This window comes from Edaphobacter flagellatus, from assembly GCF_025264665.1.
In the GTDB taxonomy this organism is placed as follows: Bacteria; Acidobacteriota; Terriglobia; order Terriglobales; family Acidobacteriaceae; genus Edaphobacter; species Edaphobacter flagellatus.
In genome coordinates this window covers 1366124-1387967 of record NZ_CP073697.1, presented here as the reverse complement: position 1 = coordinate 1387967, position 21844 = coordinate 1366124, and the positions used below count along the sequence as shown (strand labels likewise).

The following is a 21844-nucleotide window of genomic DNA, read 5'->3' as shown; positions in this document are numbered from 1 at the left end:
CAGCGGCCGCTATTTCTGTTAAGCATGGACGAAGTGAAGCAATCCCTTACTCCCAGCGAGCCGTCCGCTCCGCGTTGTCGACAATCTGGTGAGCCTGGTCGACGTGCATAATCGCACGATCTCTCAGCCCACGAGCCTGCGGAACATCCTCAGCGCGGCTTAGATCGTTGTGCGCCTTCCATAGCAGCTCATTGGCCTTGCGAAAACGATCATGCGGGCTCAACCGCGTATCGATGGGGAACGGATCGTTCAATCCCTTGCCGTCATCGATGGCCGCATGTTTAATCTCGTTGATTGCTGCGTCGATCTCGCGAATTGCTGCATTATCGTCATGCTTGACTGGAGCCCACGCCCAGTTGTCGTTCAGATAGTGTCGGGCAGCACGCAGATCACTCAACGCGTGCAGATAAGCCGGATGGGGCCCTGGAACTTCCTGTGCCTGAGCTGTCGTTACCAGTCCCGCGGACGAAATCATGCAACCTAAAACAAGCATCAATCGAATCTTACGCACGGTGTCTCCTCTGGGCAGCGCTCGGTGCTGCCGCATCTGCATATACCCGCATCAGGTGGGCAAGTTGCGCACAATCCCCCAAAAGTCTGTGCGTGAAACATCTCAATCCGCCAGGATGCACATCCATAAAAGCAATTTAAGGCAGGCGATTTAAGCCGACTATTTCGATGCAGGATCAACGGCAGGAAAGCCTTTTCGGTGCAGCCATCCGTGCCATACAATCGTTCCAGTGGGGGCGTCCTCCCCGGCAAAGCAGAGAAACATCATACCTCCCTATACAAGGACACAAATGAGCAGCGTGGAAAAGATGCGGTCTGATAGCCGTATTCCGAGCCTCGATGGAATAAGAGCCATTGCGATCCTCATGGTGATTGCCTTACATCTCTGCCAGCGCCTGGATCTCATGGACCACAATAGCCCCATCGGCCTTCTTCGCTACTTTCTGTTCGGCCTGGGCGGCGACGGTGTCGGAATCTTCTTCGTCCTCAGCGGATTTCTGATTACTCACCTTCTTCTCAAGGAGCATGACGCGAAAGGGCACATCAACCTCGGAGATTTCTATCTCAGACGCACCTTCCGTATTCTTCCTCCGCTTTACGCCTATCTGATCTTCGTCGTCGTCTTCTGCATCGTCACGCATTATCCTCTGCATTCCGACACCATCCTCGGGAGTGCCTTCTTTTACAGAAACTACCTGCCTGGAAACAGTCAGTGGATTACGGAGCACACCTGGTCGCTCTGCGTCGAGGAGCAGTTCTATCTCCTATGGCCGCTCATCCTGATCCTGGCGCTGTGGCGCGGTGGCAAGTCGGCTGCGGCTAAAGTTGCCGTCTGCCTGATCGCTCTGACACCGTTCTTGCGAGTGGCTCACAAGCTCCTGGGCTTCAACCTCAAAGTAGGCGGGCTCCTCCATACTCGTATGGACGCCCTGATGTGCGGCTGTCTGCTTGCGCTGCTGATTGGAACGCCGAAATTCGAGGCCTTCTACGCTAGGTTCGAAAAAGTCTGGTGGATTGCGCCGCTCTGGTTCCTGCTGCTTACCGGCGCCTGCTACATCCTGTTCGGCGTCTACTTCCGAAACACGATCGGATACACCCTCGACAGTATCTGCATCGCGCTCTTTATCGTGTGGGCTATCCGTAATCAGAATTCCTGGGTGGGGCGCATTCTCAACTCCCGGCCCATGGTTCGTATCGGAGTTCTCTCCTACAGCTTCTATCTCTGGCAGACCTTCTTCATCCACAAGAACAATCCGACATGGCTGAATCATTTTCCCGGGGCTCTTGGCTTCATCGTGATCGCCGGGCTGCTTTCGTGGCATTTCGTGGAGCAGCCTATGCTCCGTCTGCGGAAGACCTTAGAGCAGGAAAAGCGCCGGCCCGCTCCGGTTTCGTAGCCTGCCTCACGTCTCCAATCATCACGAATCAATTTGCCTGATGAATTAGAGGCGAACCTGTTCTTGCCTCTGACGTCCGGCTGGTCTTCTTGAGGATCCAGCGTCTCGCCGGAACTTCCAGCTGAAAGTACGTAATCACGCTGAGAGCGATGGTCATTGCTGCATAGAGGAGAAACATCGGAAAGCCAAATCGCTCGATCGGCCGCCTCAGTATGGTGTAGAGCGGCACATGGAGCAGATAGATCCCATAACTCGCCTCGCCCAGCGTAACCAGCCAACGCGCCGAAAACAAGGAAGACAACAACCGGTTCCCGCTTGCCAGCGACAGAAGAACTCCGGAAAACAATGGTGCCAGCAGACCATGCTGTAACTGAGCCTCAGAGATCTTTAGATGAAACAGGGGGATCATCAGAAATCCCGCGATACTGCCAGCGAACAGCAACGGCGCGAATGTGTTTAACATTTGCGCCCACTTCGGGTTTGCTGCAATCTGTACAAAGAATCGTGCCAGCAAAATACCGAGCAGGAAGATAAACAGATGCGGAACCGGATGGTATCCCTGACCATCGTGCCCCTGCACCTTGATGATCACGAAGACTACTGCAAGGCCTGCACAATAAATCAAAACGAACAGGGATAGGATCGACCAGCCCCGCGCCTTCCATAGCAGCGTTCCCAGAAAAGGGAAGAGCAGATAAAAAAATGCTTCAGCACACAAAGACCAGCCCGGCAGGTTGGGACCTTGTAAATGAAACCATGTTTGAACCAAACCCGTTGTTGCAAAAAACGTTCCCAAAGCCTGCCAGATGCTCTTATGCTGCAGAAAAAGCTGAGCATGAAAAAAATGCGGTGTATCGAGCAGCATAGCTGCTAAATAAAGCGGATAAATGCGGGCAAATCTTGCAAGGTAGAAACGCCGTTTTTCAATGGGCCGATCGTCTTTGAGATAAACAATCGCAAGAATGAAGCCCGACAACATGAAAAAGAAACTCACATTAACATAGCCGTATCCAAGCACAGCCCGAAAGAAAGGAGACCCTACCGGGAGGGTAGCCAGCGAGTGATAAAGCAGGACGGAAAACGCCGCAAAAAAACGGATGGACGTAAGCGGAAGAACCTTGGGCAAGGGAGGGTTTGCCATGGAAGTATGCAGGACGACTTAATCCAGTATGAGGTTACTTTGGTCATGGATGGTTGCATGAATCGTAAATAAAATGACATGCGATACTAAGATTCAACATGTATAAAAGGGTCCTCCTTAAGATCTCAGGAGAAGCTCTGGCCGCTGGCCGTGGCTTCGGTATCGACGCCGTCTTCATCCACAAAGTAGCTGAAGAACTTGCCGCTGTTCACGCTCTCGGCTGCCAGATCGGCATCGTCGTCGGAGGAGGTAACTTCTTCCGCGGAGTCGCCCAGCAGGCTATCGACATGGACCGCGTTGCCGCCGATCACATGGGCATGCTCTCCACCGTCATCAACGCCATCGCCCTGCAGGACGCCGTTGAAAAGCGCGGTATCTTCTGTCGCGTCATGAGCGCGATCGAGATGCACCAGGTCTCCGAGCCCTACATTCGCCGCCGCGCCATGCGTCATCTGGAAAAAGGACGTATCGTCATCTTCGCTGCAGGTACCGGAAATCCCTTCTTCTCCACAGACACCGCCGCTGCTCTGCGCGCCATGGAGATCAAGGCCGACATCCTCCTCAAGGCCACCTCCGTCGACGGCATCTACTCTGCCGATCCCAAAAAAGTGCCGGACGCCACGCGTTACAACCAGATCACCTACAACGACATCCTCCACCAGAACCTCGGTGTCATGGATACGACCGCCGTCTCTCTCTGCCGTGATAACAATATGCCCATGATGGTCTTCAGCATGCGCGAGCAGGGAAACATTGCACGCGTCGTTGCAGGAGAAAAAATCGGGACCCTCGTTACAGCCTGAGTTCTTTCGCCATGCACCGCATCAAATCGCGGGAGATCGCGTCTAGACAAAACAGGGACACACTCAATTTGGCCACGACCGCCACACCACCCCGGGTCACACCAGCCCGCAAGCCGCCATTGCCAGCCCTCACGGGCATTCGCACGCTGCTTGCCTTCAATATCGTTCTATTTCACTTCACCCCGCCCTACCTCGGTCCGCTGCGGCCCTTCGTCCAGCATGGATTCGTCTTCGTTAATGTCTTCTTTCTTATCTCCGGCTTCATCCTCTCTTACAACTACTTCGACCGCGGCGCCAGCCTGATCAAGCGCGACTTCTGGATGGCTCGCTTCTCGCGCCTCTATCCCGTCTATCTGCTCGTCCTCCTCATCTCCTTCAGGATGCTCCAGATCGAGTGGACCGCGCGCTCGCACACCGAGTTCTGGCAAGGCCTCACCCTCACACCGCTGTTGCTGCAAGGTTGGAGCCCATCGCTCGCCACTTTCTGGAATACCGTCGCCTGGACCCTCTCCTGCGAGGTCGCCTTCTACGCAGCCTTCCCCTGGCTCATTCGGCTGCCCTGGCCAAGCAAACCTTCGCGTCTCCTTCTGCTCATTGGCCTCTTCTGGCTCATCGATCTCGCTCCGGCCGTCCTGTATCTGCTCACCAACCCTGACCACCTCGCTGCACCCGTCGACCGATACACTTCGACGAACCTGGTCCGCTTCCTCAAGTACACGCCTCTGCCCTATGCCGCCACCTTCCTCACGGGAGTAGCGCTCTCGCGCCTGCAGTTCAACCTCAAGGTCACGCAGCTCCAGCGCCTCGCTATCGCACTTTGCGCCCTTCTCGGGCTCGGCCTCTTCTTCTTCCTCGCCTCCGAGCGTGTGCCTTATCTGCTGCTGCACGGAGGCCTCCTGCTCCCACTCTTTGCCACGCTCGTCTTCGGGCTCTGCGGCCCCCACTTCATCTCCAGCATCTTCTCCTGGGGCCCGCTCCTCCTCATCGGCGAGAGCAGCTATTGCCTCTACCTGCTCCACTTCAACGTCTTCATTCTCATCCACATGTACAAGCTGCCCGAGCGCCTCCACGTCGCCGCGTTCGATCCCTGGATCTCCTACGCCGCACTCATCGCGCTCTCCATCCTCGTCTACCGCTACATCGAAAATCCGGCTCGCAAAGCCATCCTTACCCGCTTCCCACCCACATCCCGCAAACTCCCCACACCGGCCGCCCATTAGCTCGTATCAACCAGATTCAGCGAGAGCTAAAGAAATCGAGCGCCCCACCTTCGTCGGAGCACACGGCTAAGGTAGGTTTTGCAGGATGCTTCCCCAGCCAACGCAAGGTGAAAATCCTGTCAAGCCCCCTGAAATCCCAACCTGCTCATTTCAAAGCAGATAAACGCTAAAAAATCTGCCGATTAGTTTCTCTCACTTCGCTACACTTAAACCAGTAGAGCCAAAAGCAAAGCCCCGGTCTCCAGGAGCCGGGGCTAACTCGTTTGTAATCAATATTTTTAGCCTTAAACGCTCTGTTTCCAATATTTTATCTTGTGCAAAACAGATAAAATATTGGAAACAGGAGACTTATAAGAACAACCCCAGGGGGAGGGTTACGGATTGACCACCTGGGTAGCATGAGCGCCATTGGCGACAGCAACCACACAGGTCGGCGTTCCGCTTGCCGGATAAGGCTGGTTCTGTGCAGGCTTCAAGGTGCCGTTATGCGGATCAAGCTGCAGGCCGCTTGTCGTGTTGCCCTGGTTATCGGCTGTGTACAGATAGATGCCGAGCGCAGGTTCAATCGCCACGCAGTTCGGTCCTGTGCCAACGTTGGTTGCGTTCGAGCCAACCGCACCCGTTGCAGCGCCCGTCGATGCATTGATCACATAAGCGCCAACCGTGGACGAGTTGTAGTTCGCAACGTAGAGATACTTGCCGCGAGGATCAACCGTAACTGAGATAGGAAGCAGTCCGGTCGCAAACGGGGAATTCTGCATCGGCTGCAGTAATCCGCCCGCGATCACGATGTTTCCGTAAAGCTGGTTGGTCGCGCGGTCCGTGACGTAGACAAACCGCGAAGCCGGATCGACAGCAATACCGCTCGGAGAGGTTCCTGCTCCATAGCCGGCGGCGACAGTGCGTCCCGTTACATCGGTCGAGATGACAGTCTTACCAATCGGAGTCAGCGCGCCCGAGCTTGCATTCTGCGAGAACGCCAGCAACACGCCATAGGGCGAACCTGAACCAACAGCAGGCTCCGCATCGATCACATAGACATAGTTGTTGAAGTTCGTCGTAACAATGCCGGTCGGATTGTTGCCGACATTCACATTGGTCGCCGTTCCCAGCGTATTGTCTGCATTGACCGGGAAGACCGTAATGCCGCCAGGCCCGGCATTTGTCGCCGAGTAGCCCGGCTGATACGTATAAGTCACATACAGAAACTTGTTCGCCGCATCCAGCGCCGCAGAGGTCGGATTCGTCCCGGTCTTATAGGTAGCTTTCGAAGTCAGCTTGCCGTCCGATCCTACCGCGAACAACTGCACATTCGAGTCACCCTGATTCACGACATAAAGAAACAGGCCGTTTGAGGTGGCGACAGCTTTGACGGGATTGTTCCCGGCGGCAACGGGCGAACCTGAGATCGGAACCAGAGCGCCGGATTGGTAGTCGACGCCATATTCATTGATGACGCCAGTGCCGCCGCCGCCTGCAGCCGTTGCATATACGTAAGCGACCGTGTAATCGCGCGTGCAGGCCGTCAGGCTAAGCATGGCGGACAACATTGCCACGGAGACAGCCTTAGCCTTCCGCGAGGCGCGCTTGCTGGTCTGTCCGTCCGGTTTCGATCCAAAGATCTTTTCTGTCAAACTCATCTGTTTCCTTCATCCCGGAGGCGATTTTGCCGCCGTCCATGATCTATCTTCGCATCCTGGAAATTAGCGTCCCGGAATCACCGGAACCGCCACCAGGCAAGTGGGTAATGTGTTCGCTCCAAAGGGAGTGTTCTGAATCTGCCTCAGGCTGCCATCGCTGGTCGACATCTGCGTGCCTGAGACATTGTTGCTCAACTGGTTGGAGGCATACAGGTAAACAGCATGCGAAGGAGTTCCCGTGCTGGGCGCGCCAATCGTCGTCACGCACGTCGGTCCCGTTCCAACCTGCACGCTCGTGGCTACCGTCGACGTAACCGGCTGACCATTCGCGCCAAAGGTAAATCCGTTCACTGCACCATCCGTATAGCTCGCGACATAGAGATACTTGCCGCTCGAATCGATGGTCATGCCTGCCGGCGATCCGCCCGTCTGTGCCGTTCCAACCTGGCTTGGTACGCCATTAGTCGCGATGGAATAGCCAATAACCTGATTCGAAACCTGATCGGTGACGTAAAGATGGCTGCCTGCGGCATCGACAGTGATGCCCGCAGGCTTAATCCCCGATGGATATCCAGTCGAACCCACATTGCCCGAAGTCGGGTTGATCGTCACGCCGGGCAGCGGAGTCAGCATGCCCGTGCTGGTGTTCTGTGAGAAGCCGAACAGATTCGCAGTAGTTGCCGAGTCCTGATTGACGACATAAACAAAGTGATTTGGACTCGCTGCAGAAATCTTGACCGGCGCACGTCCCAGGTTGAAGTTCCTCGGTGCGCCAAGCGATCCATCCGAGTTGATGGGGAAGATCGTTACGCCGCCGGGCCCAGGATTTGCCGGAGTGTATAGCTGGCTCTGTGAGGCCACCGTTCCATCCGCATTGAACGTAAGCGCATTCTGATACGTGTATGTCACGTACAAAAATTTGCCGGATGCGTCGATCGATGCGTCGGTGGCGAAGCTTCCTGCGATATTGTAGGTCTTCTGCGGATATAGTTTGCCGTCTGTGCCGATCAGGAAGTGAACGACGTTGGAATCATCGCGATGCACGACGTAGATGCTGAGATGATCCGGAGAAGCTACCAGTGTGACTGGATTCTTGCCGCCTGAGGCAATAGGAGAGTTGGCCAGCTGGACCAGATAACCCAGCTGATAGTCGACCTTGTAGCCGTTGACCAGACCGGCCGTGGCCTGCGCGGTGGTGGCATAGACGTAGCCAACCGTGTAGTCACGGCCGCACGCTGTAAGGCCAAGCCCCATCGTTACGGACACAATCGAAGCGATCGCTCCACGGCCCATTGTCTTCAACGTCATGCGCTTCTCTTACTCCAATGCCGATTCAGTTGCCGGTCGGTCATCCCGACCGGCGTTGCTTGCTGCCGCTCGAGCCGGCTAGTTGACGTTTCCGCTGATCGCCAGACAGGTTGGCTGCCCGACGGTCGGGAATGTGTTTCCACGCGCCAGATCCCTCAACTCGCCGGTGTTGGAATCGATGCGTTGTCCGGTAATAGTCGAGTCGATGTTATTGGACGTGTACACGTACTGGTTTGTCGGATCCTCTACCATGCAGACTGGCCCGGCGCCTACTTTGTAGGGGTTGCCGGCGGCAGGGCTTCCACCCGTGCCAAGGAAGGACAGCTTGCCGGAGGTCGGGTCGATCGTGAACGCCGAAACCGAGCTCGTCTTGTTGTTGGGATCCAGCGAGGAGCGGTTCAGCACATAGAGCGACTTGCTCTTGTTATCCGCCATTGAGTAAACCGGGTTCGAGGTCAGCGGAAGATTGTCGACTGGACCACCGGTCAGAGTGTTCAACGAGCAAGCAGAAGAGCCTGTTCCCACAGTGTAAGGAAGGACACGTCCGCCAGTGCTTGTCGAGGTCGGCGCTGCATCGGTCAGGTAGACATAGTTGCCGCTGACATTTATCGAAGTCAGGTTGCCTGCGCCAGTCGTAATCGTGCCGTTTGCCGTCAGCGTAAGTTGTCCACTGCTGCCCACAGAATAGGGGAAGACTGTCTGATCGCCCGAGTCGACAGTGAATAAGCAACCGCTGGCGACCCGCATCATGATCGGCTTTGGGCCAACCGGGAAGAAGGTGAGCTGCGTCTGGTTGCTGTCCTTGATCTGCTGATTGGGAACCAGCTGGAGACGACCGGTATCCGAGGCGATAGCGAAGACGGTAATGTCGCCGTAGCCATTCGGGTTCGGAAATGCAGGCGTATCCGGATACAGTGAATCGAGGACGTAGAGGTAGTTACCCGTCGAGTCGACCGTAGCCCAAACCGGGTTGGACCCGCGGCTGGTGTAAGACTGCTGGAAAGTCAGCACTCCATCGCCGCCCACAGTAAACAGCGCAATATTGCCGCCCGTTGTCGAATTGCCCTTGTTGACAACATACACATAGCGGCCGCCAGGCTTTATTGCAATGGACACCGGGTTGGTGCCATTCGAGCTGAAGGGCGAATGGACGATCGAGGTCAGGTTGCCGGTGTAGTTGTCAACCTTGAAGCCGCCGATCTGGTTGTACTGTGTTCCAAGAACCCAGATGAAAGCGACTGTGCCGCCGCCGCACGCTGTCATACCCAGACTCAATGCAACGGACACTGCTAAGGCCAGGGAAAACCGGCCAATCCTGCTCAACCTCATGTGCTTCCTTAATCCTCGCCGACACCGGTCTCCGGCGTCGTCTGTAGCGAGCAATTCTTAGGGATAAATTCCTCTGCATATTGTAGAAGGTGAAACGAGTTTGTGCCACCTTCAGGGGATGGAATCGTGATGCTTTTCATATGCCTGACTGCTTTAGGGAAACCTGCTGCCGGTAGTTTGACGCACCAGAAAAAGAAAAAGCCCAGGCCGAAGCCTGGGCTTTCTGAGAAAATTTTCGGCTACCAGACGCGGCAGGCATTCACCGGCATCATCGGCTGGCCAACCTTGCAGCCAAAGGCCTTGCCGAACTCCTCGAAGTTCTGCACGCTGCCGTTGGTGCGCCAGCGGCCCGAAGAGTGCGGGTCGGTCTTTGCCCGTAGCCGTGCTCCCTGCTCGGTGATGTTTTCGCACCAGACCTGGCCAAAACCCAGGAAGAAGCGCTGCGCCGGGGTGTAATCATCGGTCTTCGCTGTGGTGGAGAGGCCCTGTTCGGCCATGGTTTCCATCAGGGCCTTATATGCGATGCGCAGGCCGCCGTTATCGGCTGTATTTTCGCCGAGCGTCAGCTTCCCGTTGAGGTTCTGGCCCGGGGCGACCTCGAAGCTCGAGTATTCCTTGACCTCACAGTCCGTCCGTTCGTCGAATTTCTTGCGGTCGTCGGCAGTCCACCACATTCTGACATTGCCCTTCGGGTCAAACTGGCTGCCCTGGTCGTCGAAGCCATGCGTCATCTCATGGCCGATAACGACACCGATACCGCCGAAGTTGACCGCCGGGTCGATCTTGAAGTCATAGAACGGCGGCTGCAGAATGCCGGCAGGGAAGTTGATGTCGTTCATCGATGGCCGGTAATAGGCGTTGACCGTGGGCGGAGTCATACTCCATTCCTTTTCGTCCACAGGCTTGCCAATCTTTGCCAGACTGCGGCGGTCGTTGAAGGCCGCGACCTGCTGAACATTGCTCACCGCATTGTTGCGGGAGATCTTCATCGAAGAGTAGTCGCGCCACTTCTCCGGATAGCCGATGTTTCGGCGGAAGGCGTCGAGCTTTTTCTCTGCCTCAACCTTTGTGGCGTCGCTCATCCAGTCCAGCTGCTTGATGTCTTCGTTGAGAGCTTTTTCAAGCGCAGTGACAAGCTTCTCCATATTGTCTTTGGCGGCGGGCGGAAAGTTCTTTGCTACCCAATCCTGCCCGACGGCCTCCCCCAGAGCGCGGTCGGTGGCTGCGGTGCAGCGCTTCCACCGTGGGGTAATCTCCTTCTGGCCGGCGAGCGTAGCCGCGTAGAAGTTGAAGTTCTCCTGGACGAACGGCTCGCTCAGGTTGGCGGCGAAGCGATGAACGGTATGCCAGCGCATATAGCTCTTCAGGGCATCCAGGTCTGCTGCTTCCAGCTGTGCGTTCATCGCTTTGAAGAACTCGGGCGTGGCGACGTTGACCGTCTTCAGCTTGCTCTGCCCCTTGGCCGCGAAGTATGTGGTCCAATTGAAGTCGGGGGTAAGCTGCTGCAGCTCGGCGATCGTCATGATGTGATACACGTTGGCCGGTGTGCGGCGGTCGACGCGCGACATGGATCCTTGAGCCAGCGCCGTCTCGATAGCGAGAACGTTCGCCGCTTCTTTTGCTGCCTGCTCCTGGCTGTCTCCCAGTAGGGTGAACATCTTCGCGATGTGGGCGACATACTGCTCGCGCAGCTTCTTCGAGCGATCGTCCTGGTTCAGGTAGTAATCGCGGTCGGGCAGCCCAAGGCCGCCCTGGTCCACCTCGCCGATCTGCTGGCTGGAATCCTTCTGGTCCTGGCCGGAGCCAAAGTCGAACAGGTATCCGATAGCGAACTTATCCTCGGTCGTTCCCATCAAGTTCGCCAGTGTTCTGCGGTCCTTCCAATCCGCAATCGTCCTAAGAATCGGCTGGATCGGTTTGGCTCCAAGCTTGTCGGCGAGATCGGCGTTCATGCAGGCAGCGAAGTAGTCACCGTACTTCTTCTGGAGAGGCGTCTTCGGAGCGTCGGCGGCGGCCTTCAGTTCGGAATACAGCAGGTAGTTGTTGTACTCGGCCAGCTCGTTGAAGCGTCCCCACCGGATCTGGTCACCCGGGATAGGGTTGTTCTTTCTCCAGTTGCCGCAGGCGTACTGGTAGAAGTCCACGCAGGGATCGGCGGAAGTATCGATAGCGGACTTGTCGAAGATGGTGGGTTTCTTAGGGACGGACTTCGGTCCGGAGATATCTTCGGCGGTGGCTGGAAGCAGCGAAGCACTGAGTGTCAGTACTGCAGCAGCCCGAAGTGTGAAAGACCTCAGGTTCATGGCTCTCCTTGAAATTAGTACAAGAGTTCATTGTTGCGATGTCTTCAACACTACTCTTGCAAAGGAGGCGATGAAAAGGACTACCTGTATCCCAACCCTGTGTATGTGCTTGTGGCTCTTATGCCATAAGCGGTTGGTCACAAAAAATGAAAGAAGTGGCGTGATTACTATGAGGGGTCTTAGAAAATCTTCAGGTGGATCGTCAGATATTTCTTCGGATCCTGACGTATCGCTGTGACCAGCTCATTGCTGTTCGTCAGCAGATGGTTCATGTTGGTGTGCAGCGTGTCCTCGGTAGCCAGCTTGCCCAGCGTTCCGCGGCCGTCATTGATTCCAGTCACCAGCTTATCCACCTGCGTGACCGTGTTGCTTAGCTGCTGACGGAACTGCGGATCTTTGACCAGCAATCCAAGGCCACCTTTACCGGCATCGGCCTCGGCCATCAGAGAATTGGCGTGCTTCAGCGTCGAGTTCAGGTTATCGAACAGTGAAGGGTCCTTGAGCAGTTTGCCGGCAGTACCGTTGCCCTTGTCCAGCTCCGTCGTAATGTTGTTGAGCTTTGCCACCGTATCGTTCAGATGGTTGTAGAGCGTGTCGTCCGTGACCAGTTTGCCGAGCGACCCTTTACCGTTGTTCAGGTTCACGGTCATTTTGTGCAGTTCGTCGATCGTCGCATTCAGCTTGTTGTAGAGGTCCGGGTTGCTGACGATCTGGCCGAGCGACCCCTTACCGGACTGCATGTTGTCGACCATCGTGTTCAGCTTGGCAAGGATGACGTTGAGGCTCTCGATTGTGCCTTGGCTCGCCTTGACGACATCCGTCAGACTGGGGGTTTCCAGCGTCTTTAGCTCGTCGCCGTCACGCAAAGGAGGACCCACGGCGAACTGGCTATTAATATCGACGACCGTATCGCCCAGCACACCGATTGTCGTCAGCGATGCCTTGGAGTCCTTCTTCAATTCGTCAGCGTATTTCTCGTTCAGCTTCATGACGACCTGAACCGGTGTCAGCTTACGCTCAGGTGAGGAGACGACTGTGACCGTTTTGACATTGCCGATGGTGACACCCTGCAAGTTGACCGGCGCACCGGGTTTCAAGCCGGCGGAATTTTCAAAGTAGGTTGTGATCGTGAGCTTATGAGAAAAGATGCCGATTCCAGCCGAACTGGTCATGAGGAAGAGAAGTGCCACCAGGATGATTGCAGCTACGAGGACTATGAGGCCTATCTTCAACTGTGACCATCGAACCTCCTGCTGACTGGGCATAGCTCTCCTTGAAAAGCGATCCTGGTGTTGCTCACCAATTCTGTACTGTGAGGATACATGACAGCGTTCTAAATCTGGTGCATTCCGTGCTGTAGCAATCCTTTAAGACCTGCCTTGAATGGATGCAGGGTTGCAGTCCAGGGTTTCAAGCTTTCAATCTTCTGCGATGACAACTGCCAGCGCGACATCACGGCTATGGGAGAGGCTGAGGGAGAGGCGGCGGAGTCCCATTTTATTTGCCAGTTCTGCTGCACGGCCGCTCAGGTGCAAGGTGGGGCGCTCACCCGGCTGGCGGCGCACCTCAAGTTCCTTCCATCTGACGCCACGACTGATCCCTGTTCCCAGGGCCTTGGCTCCGGCTTCTTTGGCGGCGAACCGGGCAGCGAAGCTTTCCGCCGCTCCTTTCTTCTTTGCCTGACAGTACGCGATCTCCCCGGCGGTAAAGACGCGATTCAGGAAGCGCTCTCCAAATTGCGCGATACTCTCTTCGATTCTTCGGATCTCAATCAGATCGGTCCCTACGCCGAGAACCATGAGTTACCTCGCTCCGCTCACATTGGTCATATGACCACCGTACCGCGCGCAGCTATCACGCTTCAACCTGGGTTCTCCGATGAAGGGGAAAGACAGGACGATCATTCATGCAATCGCTCGATCTACAAAGTTTTAGCTACGACGACCGCGCAGGGCTGCTGCCGGTGCTTCTTACCGCACTGGCTGATGGAGGCGGTTGGGTTATCGACCGACGCACGCTCTCGGCCAGCATGGTCGAGCTACGTGTGGAGGCGCAACTCCGCTCCATCATCGAGCTATACGGAGGCATCGTTGCTGCGGGGCTGGAACTGACGCGCTCCTCGCATCTGGCGCTTACCGATCTCTGCACCTGCCGCAGAAATGCTGCGACCTCGGTCGATCTGGGGCAGATTATTACGTTGCGGCTGGAGATCAGCTTCCTCGAAGATATTACGCTGCACTCGCTTCTTGCTTCGGGGAGTACGCCGGTCTAATGGTGGGCTTCATTACTTCGCCAATCGAAATATCGTCGGCTTGTGAAACAGGCTGTCGGAATCGGCAATCACCAGGACGCCTGGCTGCATGCGCCCGTGCGAAAGAATCAGTCCAGCGGGAGATGCATCGGCGGGAAGTTTAAAGACGGGTTCGCTGATGGCAGACTCTCCACCTGATATTCGCGCTGTAAGTTTGACTCCGGAGAGACCGGGCTCCTCGCCCCAGTGCCTACCTTGCTGGTCTACCAGATAGGCGCGTATCAAGCTTTCGCTCTCAGGCTTGTGTCCGTGATTGGTGATGCTGATCTTCACGCGTACAAGGTGGCTGCTTTGTTCGGGATATCCGGGCAGTTCTTCCAGTCCCACGACGGCAAAACACATCTCGTCATAACATTGGGGTGCGCCGAAGGCGACAAATCGCTGTTTCTGCGCCAGTGAGACTCCGATCACAGTGCTTAGATAGACAATCCAGATGGCAACAATCCAGCCTAGATGATGCAAGGCTTTAGGCCGCTGTTGCTGTCGAAAGGAGACGGTGACCCCGAGTGCTCCGACCAGCGTCCACCCCACCAGGATAAGCAGCAAAAGCTCAGTCAGGCGCATTCGCGGCCCCTGCTCACGATAAACTCAAAGTAACTCATGACGATCAATGCATCCTCATCTCCGACCATACCTGCGGCCAGTGCTGCGGTTCAACCCATCATCGTGGCGCAGGCACTTGGGAAGACCTACCGTTCCGGCAAGTTGGAGGTTCCAGCGCTGCGTAGCGTCAGTTTTTCTGTCGTGCCGGGAGAATTTGTCTCGATCGTAGGCCCGTCCGGTTCAGGTAAGTCGACGCTCTTCTACATCCTGGGTGGCCTTACCTCGCCGACAAGCGGATCGTTGATTATCGATGGTGCTGACTTTTCAAAGCTCTCTGATATCGAGAGAACACGCCTGCGCCGGGCAAAGATAGGATTCATCTTCCAGAAGTTCAATTTGCTGCCGACGCTCACTGCGATGGGAAATATCGAGATCGCGCACGATATCGCCAACCTTGGTGCAGAAAAGAAAAAGCCTCTGGATCGCGAGCTGCTTAATCATCTCGCCCATCTTCTCGGTATCGAAGGCAGGCTCGACCATAGACCCAACGAACTTTCAGGGGGAGAGCAGCAACGTGTGGCTATTGCACGGGCGCTGATCTCGCGTCCGTCTATTGTTCTGGCCGATGAGCCTACGGGCAACCTCGATACGAAGAACTCGGATGCCGTTCTTGAGATGCTACAGCGATCAAGCCGTGATCTGAATCAGACGGTGTTGATGATTACGCACAATCCTGAGGCCGCTCAGATTGCCGACCGCATTCTGCATATGCGCGACGGCGAGATCACGGGCGTCGAACAGGGAACCCGGCGTATCGTCCACGAAGGTTGATCGGCTCTATCTACCGATTTACCAGAGGACATTCCGAACTGGCACAACAGCCTCTGGAAGATTGGTTTCGCCTAGCATCTGCCGCAGGTTGATCTCGATCGTCCGCGTGATCGATGTGAGCGGAATATCGTGGACTGTGTTGTCGAATGGATCTTCGAGGTCGCGGCCAATTTTGTCGAGAGTCAGGAAGATAAAGCCGACCAGCGCTGAGCCTAGCGGTGTAAACCATCCCATGCTGGCTCCCATAGCCAGCGGCAGCAGGATGCAGAAGATCTGTACGCACAACTGCGGCAGGTAGTCGTATTGACGCGGCATCGGCGTGTTTTTAATGCGTTCTGCGCCGCCCTGTGCATCCACAAGATCGTTCAGACTCTCGTCCATAGCGCGCCATTGCAGAGCATCGATCAGGCCACGATCGAGAACATCGCGCAAAACAATGCTCTGGCGTTGCTGAATCGCCACGGGTACATTCTTTTCCTGCCTGAGGCTGGCCAGTTCTTCCTCGGACAGAAACGCTGTGAGATCTTCCCAGGGGTCGGTCCGTCTCAGGTGCGCCCGTAGCGCGTGGACCCACGCAATCTGGTAGTAAACCATTCGCTGCTGCAACTGGCGCAGCTCTACGGAGTCTTGTCCGGCGGGCGAACGGAGCACCGTCGTGACCTGACGCCCCCAGCTTCTGGAGTTGTTCACAATCGAACCCCATAGTGTGCGGGCTTCCCACCAGCGGGCATAGGATGTCGTATTGCGAAACGCGACCAGGATGCTGATGACTGAACCCAGCAGGGATACGGGAATCTGGTTCAACGCTGCCCAGTGGAGATAGCCTTCCTTGTACGCGATCACAACTGCAATGTCGTAGATCAGAAGTACCAGGAGAGGCCAGCCTACATAGCGCAACGTATTCAGGACCAGCTGCCGGTGTTGCGGCGCAATCATCGAGCTGTGCCTTTTTGTGCGACAGGGTGGAAAGTTCTATCTCCATTTTCAGAGATACGGACCTGTCCGGTGCCAATGTCATAGACCCAGCCGGAAAGCGTAAGCTCTGCGCGCGCGACGGCTCCGGCGACAGAAGGATGTGTGCGCAGGTGCTGGACCTGCAGCAGAACATTTTCTTCGGTCAGCTTTCGCAGGCGTTCGCTCGGCTTGTCATCTTTGTCCGACAATGAGCTGGCGACGCTGAGCGCTGCTTCGGCATTTCGCATCCAGCGCTTTACGGTAGACATGGATTCCAGGCTCTCCGGATTCAGCAAAGCTTTCATGGCGCCGCAGTCGCTATGGCCGCAGATGGCAATGTGTTTTACCTTGAGGGCGCTGACGGCGTACTCGATGACCGCGCTGACGCCGCCCATCATCTCCCCATAGGCGGGTACAAGGTTGCCGATGTTGCGTGTTACGAACAATTCTCCTGGGCCTGAGTCCGTAATCAGTTCGGGGTCGATGCGCGAATCGGCGCAGGTGACGATCAAGGCAGCAGGCCGCTGCGGCTCGCTTGCTGCTTTGCGATACGTCTGCGCCTGCTCTGGATAGATATCGCTCTGGAACTTGAGGATGCCCAGTTTCAATTTATTAAGTACACCGTCCATGAGCTCTGCTACTCCTTCCACTTGATGTTGCATCCTACGGCAAATTTCTGATTTATGTCAGGTCGTTTTCCAGCAATGACAGCATCCAGTGCAGCACGCAGATCCTTGCCGGTCACGGGAAGGTCGTTGCCGAAATCTTTACGGCGGGGGCGGCTGTCGTCAAGCTGTCCGCGATAGACCAGCTTCATCTCGCCATCGAATAGAAACAGGTCAGGTGTACATGCGGCGTCGTATTCGCGCGCAACCTCCTGCGTCTCGTCATAGAGGTAAGGGAATCGGAAGCCTAGTCTCTCGGCCTGCTTCTTCATCTCTTCAGGGGAATCATCCGGATAGCTGGCAATGTCGTTCGACGAGATTGCGACAATGCCAATTGTCTTTTCATAATCGCGGCCGATACGGGCCAGCTCTTCTTCTACATGCTTCACATAAGGACAGTGCACGCAGATGAACATAACCAGCAGTCCCTTGTGACCCGCGGCCACATCGTCACGTCCGACTGCCTTGCCTGTCACCACGTCCTGCAGCTCGAATGGTGGAGCGACAGTCCCCAGTTCAACCATCATCGACTGTGTTCTCGACATACGGACTCTCCGGTTTGCTCCACCTATTCTATGCGGAGATCGTTACACTGACTGCATGATCATCCACATGTTTGCTTTTCGCTGGAAGCCCGATGTTACAGCTGATCAAAAGCAGCAGGCGATTGAAGAGATTCGCGCTCTGCAGAGTGAGATTCCTGGCCTCATGGAGACGGCGGTAGGCGTCAATATCTCGCCTCGTTCGCAGGGATACGAGTTGGGAGGCGTGATGCAGTTCGCAGATCGTGCCGCCTATGAGGCCTACAACGACCATCCGATTCACCAGAAGCTGCTCTCCTGGTTGATGCCGCTGATCGAGCCGCTCGAGGTCGATTTCGAGAGCTGAGGCGGTCTACTCTGCGTCGATATCCTTGCCAAAGTAGAAGCGTTCCACGGCCATGCAGAAGATGTGCTCCAGTGCCAGGTGGCACTCCTGAATATTCATCGTGACATCGGATGGGATGATGACGTTGTGATCGCAGAGCGCCTTCATCTGCCCGCCACCATTTCCCGTAAAACCAATGGTCGTGATGTTCATCGACTTGGCCTGCTGAATCGCCTGCAGAATGTTCTTCGAATTGCCTGAAGTCGAAATGCCCAGGAAGATATCGCCCGGTTGCCCAAGCGCTTCAATCTGCCTCGCAAAGATGCAGTCGAAGCCAAAATCATTTCCGCCCGCAGTAATGATCGATGTATCTGTCGTAAGCGCCACGGCACGCAGTGCAGGACGGTTCGCCCTGAGTCGAACAACAAACTCCGCCACCAGATGCTGAGCATCCGCGGCGGAACCTCCGTTACCGGCAACCATCAGCTTGCGGCCAGCCAGCATGGCATTCGCCGTCAACTCTGCAATCTTTGAAATTGTGTCGGCAATATGAAGATCGGCAAGCGTAGCCTGCATGGTGCCGATAGATTGTGCAAGCTGTTTCTGTACCAGATGCTTCATCAGAACTCCGGGGGAAGGCAATCTCCCGTTAAGCCTAAGGGATTGCACCGCAGAAATCTATAAGCGAGGTCTGTTTGGCAGTCCGATGTAGTGGTTTGACATGAATTATTTACAGTAGGGGTGTGACGGTGGTGGAGGGATTCATTTGCGATTGACTGCAACGGTTGTTCTCGGCTGGATTTTGATTGCGGGGCCCTGCTTCGCGCAGCAGCCTAAGGATGCGACGATTCCACCAGCTACGCTTTTGTGGCCATCGGGTGCGCCCGGAGCCCTGGGGGATACAGAAGCAGATAAGCCAGCGATTACGGTCTTTCTGCCAATAGTGCCAAACACAACCCGGACCGGAGTGGTTGTCGTCCCTGGTGGGGGATATCACGACCTTGCTATCGACAAAGAAGGCTACGCGTTTGCTCGCTGGTTGAACCAACGCGGAGTAGCTGCTTTCGTCCTGAGGTACAGGCTAGGACCTCGATACCACCACCCGATTGAGCTTGGTGACGCACAGCGGGCGATCCGGTATGTGCGAGCTCATGCCGCTGAGTTCGGCATCGAGAAAGAGCGCCTCGGGATGTGGGGCTTCTCTGCCGGAGGTCACCTGACGGCGACTGCAGGAACGCAGTTTGATGCAGGCACGCCGGAGGCTGCCGATCCGATAGAGCGTGAGAGTAGCCGCCCGGAGTTCCTCGTTCTCGCATATCCGGTCATCACGTTGATGGACCCTTCGGCTCACACTGGATCGAGAAAATATCTTTTGGGGGACAACCCCGATCCTGCTCTGGTGAAGTCTCTTTCCGCAGAGACACGAGTTACTGCCGATACGCCACCCACTTTCCTTTTCGCGACGACCGATGACCCGGTCGTTCCTGTTGCGAACAGCGTCATGTTCTATGAGGCGCTGGTGAAGGCTGGTGTTCCAGCCGAGATGCATCTCTTTCAGCACGGAGCGCATGGTGCAGGATTGGCCACGGCGAATCCTGCGCTCAGCATCTGGCCTGATCTGGTCATTAAGTGGATGCGCGAGCGCGGATATGCCGCAGCAACTCCATAGGGAGGAAGTTATGACGATTGCCGAGTTTCGTGCCATGCCGGCAGACCATCTCAGTGGTCTCCTGCTCGCTTTGTGGTGGGATGCAAAAGGAGACTGGAATCGCGCGCATGAGATCGCCCAGGATGTGCAGGGAAGAGATGCGGCGTGGGTCCACGCCTACCTGCATCGTAAAGAAGGCGACCTCGGTAACGCTGCTTACTGGTATAGGCAGGCGGGCAGAGCCGTGGCGAAGGACGACATCGCCGCTGAGTGGGAGAGGATCGCGGCTGAGCTTCTCTCCAGGCAGTAGTCGAGAAATATCGGCTCTTCTGCTTGAGGTGAAATTCCTGCTTTGAGAAGCGCCAGTGCTTGTGTAAATTTAAAATTACTCAACGAACCAACCGAGGCTTCGCTCCCATGCTGCAGCGAAGTGTACCGAACGCTCTCCGGTGATCATGATGTCATCTGGATGACAGGCAATGGTATCTCTTCTTCGCGTTTCAAGAATCTTTCAGGCAGGTGATGGAACCCATGCGTGTTGCCGTAGTGAAGGTGTTTTTGGGGCTTTTGCTGACGATGTTTGTTGCAGGCCCACTGCTGTCCGGACAGCTTGCTGAGGCTCAGACTGCAAGCCAGACCGACCGTATCGCAGCGCTCGAGAAACAGGCGGCCGCGAATAAAGATGCCATCGCTGCGGCTCAGACCTCGGGAGACAATGCGTGGATGCTTGTCTCGTCGGCGCTGGTGCTGATGATGAGCGGCCCCGGTCTTGCGCTCTTTTATGGCGGCCTTGTGCGCAAAAAGAATGTCCTCGGCACCATGATGCAGACCTTTGCCATGATGGCGGTCATTACGGTCTTATGGGCCGTGGTGCTCTATTCGTTGGCTTTTGGTGATGGCAATGCCTTCATCGGTGGCTTCCATAACATTTTTCTTCGCGGTGTAGGGCTGACGCCGGATGTCTACGCACCGACCATCCCTTCGCAGACCTTCATGGTCTACCAGTTGATGTTCGCTATTATCACGCCTGCACTGATCTCCGGTGCCTTTGCCGAACGTATGAAGTTCTCGGCGATGCTGGCCTTCATGGTGCTGTGGTCGCTGTTCATCTATGGCCCGATGGCCCATATGGTCTGGGGCAAGGGTGGCCTCCTCAACGCGGCAATGGGCGGACGCATTCCATGCCTGGATTTTGCTGGCGGCACGGTGGTTCATGTCACTTCGGGTGTCTCGGCGCTGGTAACGGCAATCTATCTTGGAAAGCGTCTGGGTTACCCCAAGGAGCCAATGCCGCCGCACTCCGTCGTTCTTAGCTTCATTGGCGCCTGCCTGCTCTGGGTGGGCTGGTTCGGCTTCAATGCTGGCTCGGCATTGGCTGCTGGAACCCTTGCCACCTCAGCCTTCGTCGCGACTCATTTCGGTGCCGCCGCTGCGGCTATCGGCTGGAGTGGTGCTGAATGGATTCGTCAGGGCAAGGTTTCGGCTCTGGGAGCTATCTCTGGCGCTGTTGCCGGCCTGGTGGCGATTACTCCTGCGGCCGGTTTCGTTACCCCCATCTCGGCTATCTGGATCGGCCTGATTGCTGGTGTCTTCTGTTATCTGATGGTCGTCAAGGTGAAGGCTCTCTTCGGCTACGACGACTCACTGGATGCCTTCGGCGTTCACGGTGCAGGCGGAACCCTGGGTGCTGTGCTGACGGGCTTTTTTGCCAACAGCACGATTAACCCCATTTTTGGCGCAGGCAAGGCAACCGGCCTGTTCGAGGGCAACGGACATCAGGTGTTGAACCAGATCATCGGTGTTGCTCTTGCCTGGAGTATTTCGATTGTGGGTACGCTCATCATTTTGTTCGTCGTCGACAAGACGCTGGGCCTTAGGGTGAGTGAGGATGAAGAGCGCGACGGTCTGGACCTGTCTCAGCATGGCGAAGAAGGCTACGATTGGGCGCACTAAACTCATAAGCGTGACGTCGAGAGGAATGGACGAATATGCAGAAGATTGAAGCGGTGATTCAGCCGTCGAAGCTGGATGCGGTCAAGGACGCGCTGGTCGAGATTGGCATCAATGGCATGACGATCTTTGAGGCGCGTGGGCATGGCCGGCAGAAGGGACACACTGAGGTCTATCGTGGTCGCGAGTACTCCGTCGATCTGCTGCCCAAGGTGAAGCTCGAGCTCGTCGTCGCCGACGAGATGGTCGATCGCGCTGTGCAGGCCATCATTACTTCGGCACGTACGGGAACGATTGGCGACGGCAAGATCTTTATCTCGAAGATCGATGAGGCGATTCGCATCCGCAACGACGAACGCGGTGAGATCGCGCTGTAAACAGCAGTACGTGCGCTTTCTCGCATCAGGGTAAGCTGAAGGCTCGG

Annotated in this window: 23 protein-coding genes; 10 read left to right on the top strand and 13 right to left on the bottom strand. The window is 56.0% G+C overall.

Going from position 1 to position 21844, the window contains the following annotated elements; translation table 11 throughout:
* Positions 1-46 precede the first annotated feature (46 nt).
* Complete coding sequence (locus KFE13_RS05820; RefSeq protein WP_260706224.1) at positions 47-511, bottom strand: hypothetical protein; 465 nt, start codon at positions 509-511, stop codon at positions 47-49.
* Positions 512-818: 307 nt separating this feature from the next.
* Here KFE13_RS05820 and KFE13_RS05815 point away from each other — a divergent pair, with 307 nt between their 5' ends.
* Entirely contained in the window at positions 819-1907 is a 1089-nt protein-coding gene (locus KFE13_RS05815; RefSeq protein ID WP_260706223.1) for an acyltransferase family protein, read from the top strand.
* 28 nt (positions 1908-1935) lie between these two features.
* On the opposite strand, the gene KFE13_RS05810 is transcribed toward KFE13_RS05815, so the two are convergent.
* Positions 1936-3048, bottom strand: coding sequence for an acyltransferase family protein (locus tag KFE13_RS05810; protein ID WP_260706222.1), 1113 nt, complete (start codon positions 3046-3048; stop codon positions 1936-1938).
* Between the two features lie 98 nt (positions 3049-3146).
* On the opposite strand from KFE13_RS05810, the gene pyrH reads away from it, so the two are divergent.
* Entirely contained in the window at positions 3147-3851 is a 705-nt protein-coding gene (pyrH, locus tag KFE13_RS05805) for a UMP kinase (RefSeq protein ID WP_260706221.1), read from the top strand.
* Positions 3852-3919: 68 nt separating this feature from the next.
* The gene (locus tag KFE13_RS05800) at positions 3920-5071 is read left to right on the top strand and encodes an acyltransferase family protein (protein WP_260706220.1); all 1152 of its coding nucleotides are present in this window, start codon (positions 3920-3922) and stop codon (positions 5069-5071) included.
* Between the two features lie 374 nt (positions 5072-5445).
* Here KFE13_RS05800 and KFE13_RS05795 read toward each other — a convergent pair whose 3' ends face one another.
* The 6 genes from KFE13_RS05795 to acpS form a co-directional block, all read right to left on the bottom strand.
* The gene (locus KFE13_RS05795; RefSeq protein WP_260706219.1) at positions 5446-6711 is read right to left on the bottom strand and encodes a lactonase family protein; all 1266 of its coding nucleotides are present in this window, start codon (positions 6709-6711) and stop codon (positions 5446-5448) included.
* 63 nt (positions 6712-6774) lie between these two features.
* Positions 6775-8019 carry a lactonase family protein gene (locus KFE13_RS05790; protein ID WP_260706218.1) on the bottom strand — a complete coding sequence of 415 codons (1245 nt, stop codon included), beginning with the start codon at positions 8017-8019 and terminating at the stop codon, positions 6775-6777.
* A gap of 78 nt (positions 8020-8097) precedes the next feature.
* On the bottom strand, positions 8098-9282 hold the full coding sequence (locus tag KFE13_RS05785) for a lactonase family protein (protein ID WP_260706217.1): 1185 nt from the start codon (positions 9280-9282) through the stop codon (positions 8098-8100).
* Positions 9283-9587: 305 nt separating this feature from the next.
* Positions 9588-11651: a M13 family metallopeptidase gene (locus KFE13_RS05780; protein WP_260706216.1), complete on the bottom strand. Its 2064-nt coding sequence runs from the start codon at positions 11649-11651 to the stop codon at positions 9588-9590.
* Positions 11652-11830: 179 nt separating this feature from the next.
* Positions 11831-12916 (bottom strand): MlaD family protein, encoded by a 1086-nt coding sequence (locus KFE13_RS05775; RefSeq protein WP_260706215.1) that lies wholly within the window; start codon positions 12914-12916, stop codon positions 11831-11833.
* 153 nt (positions 12917-13069) lie between these two features.
* Positions 13070-13450: a holo-ACP synthase gene (gene acpS / locus KFE13_RS05770; RefSeq protein WP_260706214.1), complete on the bottom strand. Its 381-nt coding sequence runs from the start codon at positions 13448-13450 to the stop codon at positions 13070-13072.
* A gap of 107 nt (positions 13451-13557) precedes the next feature.
* Here acpS and KFE13_RS05765 point away from each other — a divergent pair, with 107 nt between their 5' ends.
* Positions 13558-13923, top strand: coding sequence for a hypothetical protein (locus KFE13_RS05765; RefSeq protein WP_260706213.1), 366 nt, complete (start codon positions 13558-13560; stop codon positions 13921-13923).
* Positions 13924-13935: 12 nt separating this feature from the next.
* Here the strand turns inward: KFE13_RS05765 and KFE13_RS05760 are convergent, their stop codons facing one another.
* The gene (locus KFE13_RS05760) at positions 13936-14526 is read right to left on the bottom strand and encodes a hypothetical protein (protein ID WP_260706212.1); all 591 of its coding nucleotides are present in this window, start codon (positions 14524-14526) and stop codon (positions 13936-13938) included.
* 36 nt (positions 14527-14562) lie between these two features.
* Here KFE13_RS05760 and KFE13_RS05755 point away from each other — a divergent pair, with 36 nt between their 5' ends.
* Positions 14563-15336, top strand: coding sequence for an ABC transporter ATP-binding protein (locus tag KFE13_RS05755; RefSeq protein WP_260706211.1), 774 nt, complete (start codon positions 14563-14565; stop codon positions 15334-15336).
* Between the two features lie 18 nt (positions 15337-15354).
* Here the strand turns inward: KFE13_RS05755 and KFE13_RS05750 are convergent, their stop codons facing one another.
* From KFE13_RS05750 to KFE13_RS05740, 3 genes are read right to left on the bottom strand one after another with little or no spacing between them, the layout of a single operon-like run.
* The gene (locus tag KFE13_RS05750; RefSeq protein WP_260706210.1) at positions 15355-16272 is read right to left on the bottom strand and encodes a bestrophin family protein; all 918 of its coding nucleotides are present in this window, start codon (positions 16270-16272) and stop codon (positions 15355-15357) included.
* Complete coding sequence (locus KFE13_RS05745) at positions 16269-16919, bottom strand: carbonic anhydrase (RefSeq protein WP_260706209.1); 651 nt, start codon at positions 16917-16919, stop codon at positions 16269-16271. Before KFE13_RS05745 ends, KFE13_RS05750 begins: the two co-directional genes overlap by 4 nt.
* An 8-nt stretch (positions 16920-16927) precedes the next feature.
* Entirely contained in the window at positions 16928-17500 is a 573-nt protein-coding gene (locus KFE13_RS05740; RefSeq protein ID WP_260706208.1) for a thioredoxin family protein, read from the bottom strand.
* A 67-nt stretch (positions 17501-17567) separates the two neighbouring features.
* On the opposite strand from KFE13_RS05740, the gene KFE13_RS05735 reads away from it, so the two are divergent.
* Positions 17568-17843, top strand: coding sequence for a Dabb family protein (locus KFE13_RS05735; protein ID WP_260706207.1), 276 nt, complete (start codon positions 17568-17570; stop codon positions 17841-17843).
* 6 nt (positions 17844-17849) lie between these two features.
* Here KFE13_RS05735 and KFE13_RS05730 read toward each other — a convergent pair whose 3' ends face one another.
* Entirely contained in the window at positions 17850-18443 is a 594-nt protein-coding gene (locus KFE13_RS05730; protein ID WP_260706206.1) for a D-sedoheptulose-7-phosphate isomerase, read from the bottom strand.
* A gap of 145 nt (positions 18444-18588) precedes the next feature.
* On the opposite strand from KFE13_RS05730, the gene KFE13_RS05725 reads away from it, so the two are divergent.
* From KFE13_RS05725 to KFE13_RS05710, 4 genes are all read left to right on the top strand, one after another.
* On the top strand, positions 18589-19491 hold the full coding sequence (locus tag KFE13_RS05725) for an alpha/beta hydrolase (RefSeq protein ID WP_260706205.1): 903 nt from the start codon (positions 18589-18591) through the stop codon (positions 19489-19491).
* Positions 19492-19501: 10 nt separating this feature from the next.
* Positions 19502-19780: a hypothetical protein gene (locus tag KFE13_RS05720; RefSeq protein WP_260706204.1), complete on the top strand. Its 279-nt coding sequence runs from the start codon at positions 19502-19504 to the stop codon at positions 19778-19780.
* A gap of 221 nt (positions 19781-20001) precedes the next feature.
* Positions 20002-21423 carry an ammonium transporter gene (locus KFE13_RS05715; protein ID WP_313900685.1) on the top strand — a complete coding sequence of 474 codons (1422 nt, stop codon included), beginning with the start codon at positions 20002-20004 and terminating at the stop codon, positions 21421-21423.
* 35 nt (positions 21424-21458) lie between these two features.
* Positions 21459-21797 carry a P-II family nitrogen regulator gene (locus KFE13_RS05710; RefSeq protein ID WP_260706203.1) on the top strand — a complete coding sequence of 113 codons (339 nt, stop codon included), beginning with the start codon at positions 21459-21461 and terminating at the stop codon, positions 21795-21797.
* Positions 21798-21844 lie beyond the last annotated feature (47 nt).

Excerpts from the sequence above, each read along its gene's own strand:
- KFE13_RS05790 (WP_260706218.1), bottom strand. The coding sequence starts at position 8,019 with ATGACGTTGAAGACAATGGGCCGTGGAGCGATCGCTTCGATTGTGTCC.
- KFE13_RS05750 (WP_260706210.1), bottom strand. The coding sequence starts at position 16,272 with ATGATTGCGCCGCAACACCGGCAGCTGGTCCTGAATACGTTGCGCTAT.
- KFE13_RS05760 (WP_260706212.1), bottom strand. The coding sequence starts at position 14,526 with ATGCGCCTGACTGAGCTTTTGCTGCTTATCCTGGTGGGGTGGACGCTG.
- KFE13_RS05720 (WP_260706204.1), top strand. The coding sequence starts at position 19,502 with ATGACGATTGCCGAGTTTCGTGCCATGCCGGCAGACCATCTCAGTGGT.
- KFE13_RS05785 (WP_260706217.1), bottom strand. The coding sequence starts at position 9,282 with ATGACAGCGTGCGGCGGCGGCACAGTCGCTTTCATCTGGGTTCTTGGA.
- KFE13_RS05710 (WP_260706203.1), top strand. The coding sequence starts at position 21,459 with ATGCAGAAGATTGAAGCGGTGATTCAGCCGTCGAAGCTGGATGCGGTC.
- KFE13_RS05780 (WP_260706216.1), bottom strand. The coding sequence starts at position 11,651 with ATGAACCTGAGGTCTTTCACACTTCGGGCTGCTGCAGTACTGACACTC.
- KFE13_RS05740 (WP_260706208.1), bottom strand. The coding sequence starts at position 17,500 with ATGTCGAGAACACAGTCGATGATGGTTGAACTGGGGACTGTCGCTCCA.
- KFE13_RS05730 (WP_260706206.1), bottom strand. The coding sequence starts at position 18,443 with ATGAAGCATCTGGTACAGAAACAGCTTGCACAATCTATCGGCACCATG.
- KFE13_RS05715 (WP_313900685.1), top strand. The coding sequence starts at position 20,002 with ATGCGTGTTGCCGTAGTGAAGGTGTTTTTGGGGCTTTTGCTGACGATG.
- KFE13_RS05815 (WP_260706223.1), top strand. The coding sequence starts at position 819 with ATGCGGTCTGATAGCCGTATTCCGAGCCTCGATGGAATAAGAGCCATT.
- acpS (WP_260706214.1), bottom strand. The coding sequence starts at position 13,450 with ATGGTTCTCGGCGTAGGGACCGATCTGATTGAGATCCGAAGAATCGAA.
- KFE13_RS05765 (WP_260706213.1), top strand. The coding sequence starts at position 13,558 with ATGCAATCGCTCGATCTACAAAGTTTTAGCTACGACGACCGCGCAGGG.
- KFE13_RS05745 (WP_260706209.1), bottom strand. The coding sequence starts at position 16,919 with ATGGACGGTGTACTTAATAAATTGAAACTGGGCATCCTCAAGTTCCAG.
- KFE13_RS05775 (WP_260706215.1), bottom strand. The coding sequence starts at position 12,916 with ATGCCCAGTCAGCAGGAGGTTCGATGGTCACAGTTGAAGATAGGCCTC.
- KFE13_RS05735 (WP_260706207.1), top strand. The coding sequence starts at position 17,568 with ATGTTTGCTTTTCGCTGGAAGCCCGATGTTACAGCTGATCAAAAGCAG.
- KFE13_RS05810 (WP_260706222.1), bottom strand. The coding sequence starts at position 3,048 with ATGGCAAACCCTCCCTTGCCCAAGGTTCTTCCGCTTACGTCCATCCGT.
- pyrH (WP_260706221.1), top strand. The coding sequence starts at position 3,147 with ATGTATAAAAGGGTCCTCCTTAAGATCTCAGGAGAAGCTCTGGCCGCT.
- KFE13_RS05795 (WP_260706219.1), bottom strand. The coding sequence starts at position 6,711 with ATGAGTTTGACAGAAAAGATCTTTGGATCGAAACCGGACGGACAGACC.
- KFE13_RS05755 (WP_260706211.1), top strand. The coding sequence starts at position 14,563 with ATGACGATCAATGCATCCTCATCTCCGACCATACCTGCGGCCAGTGCT.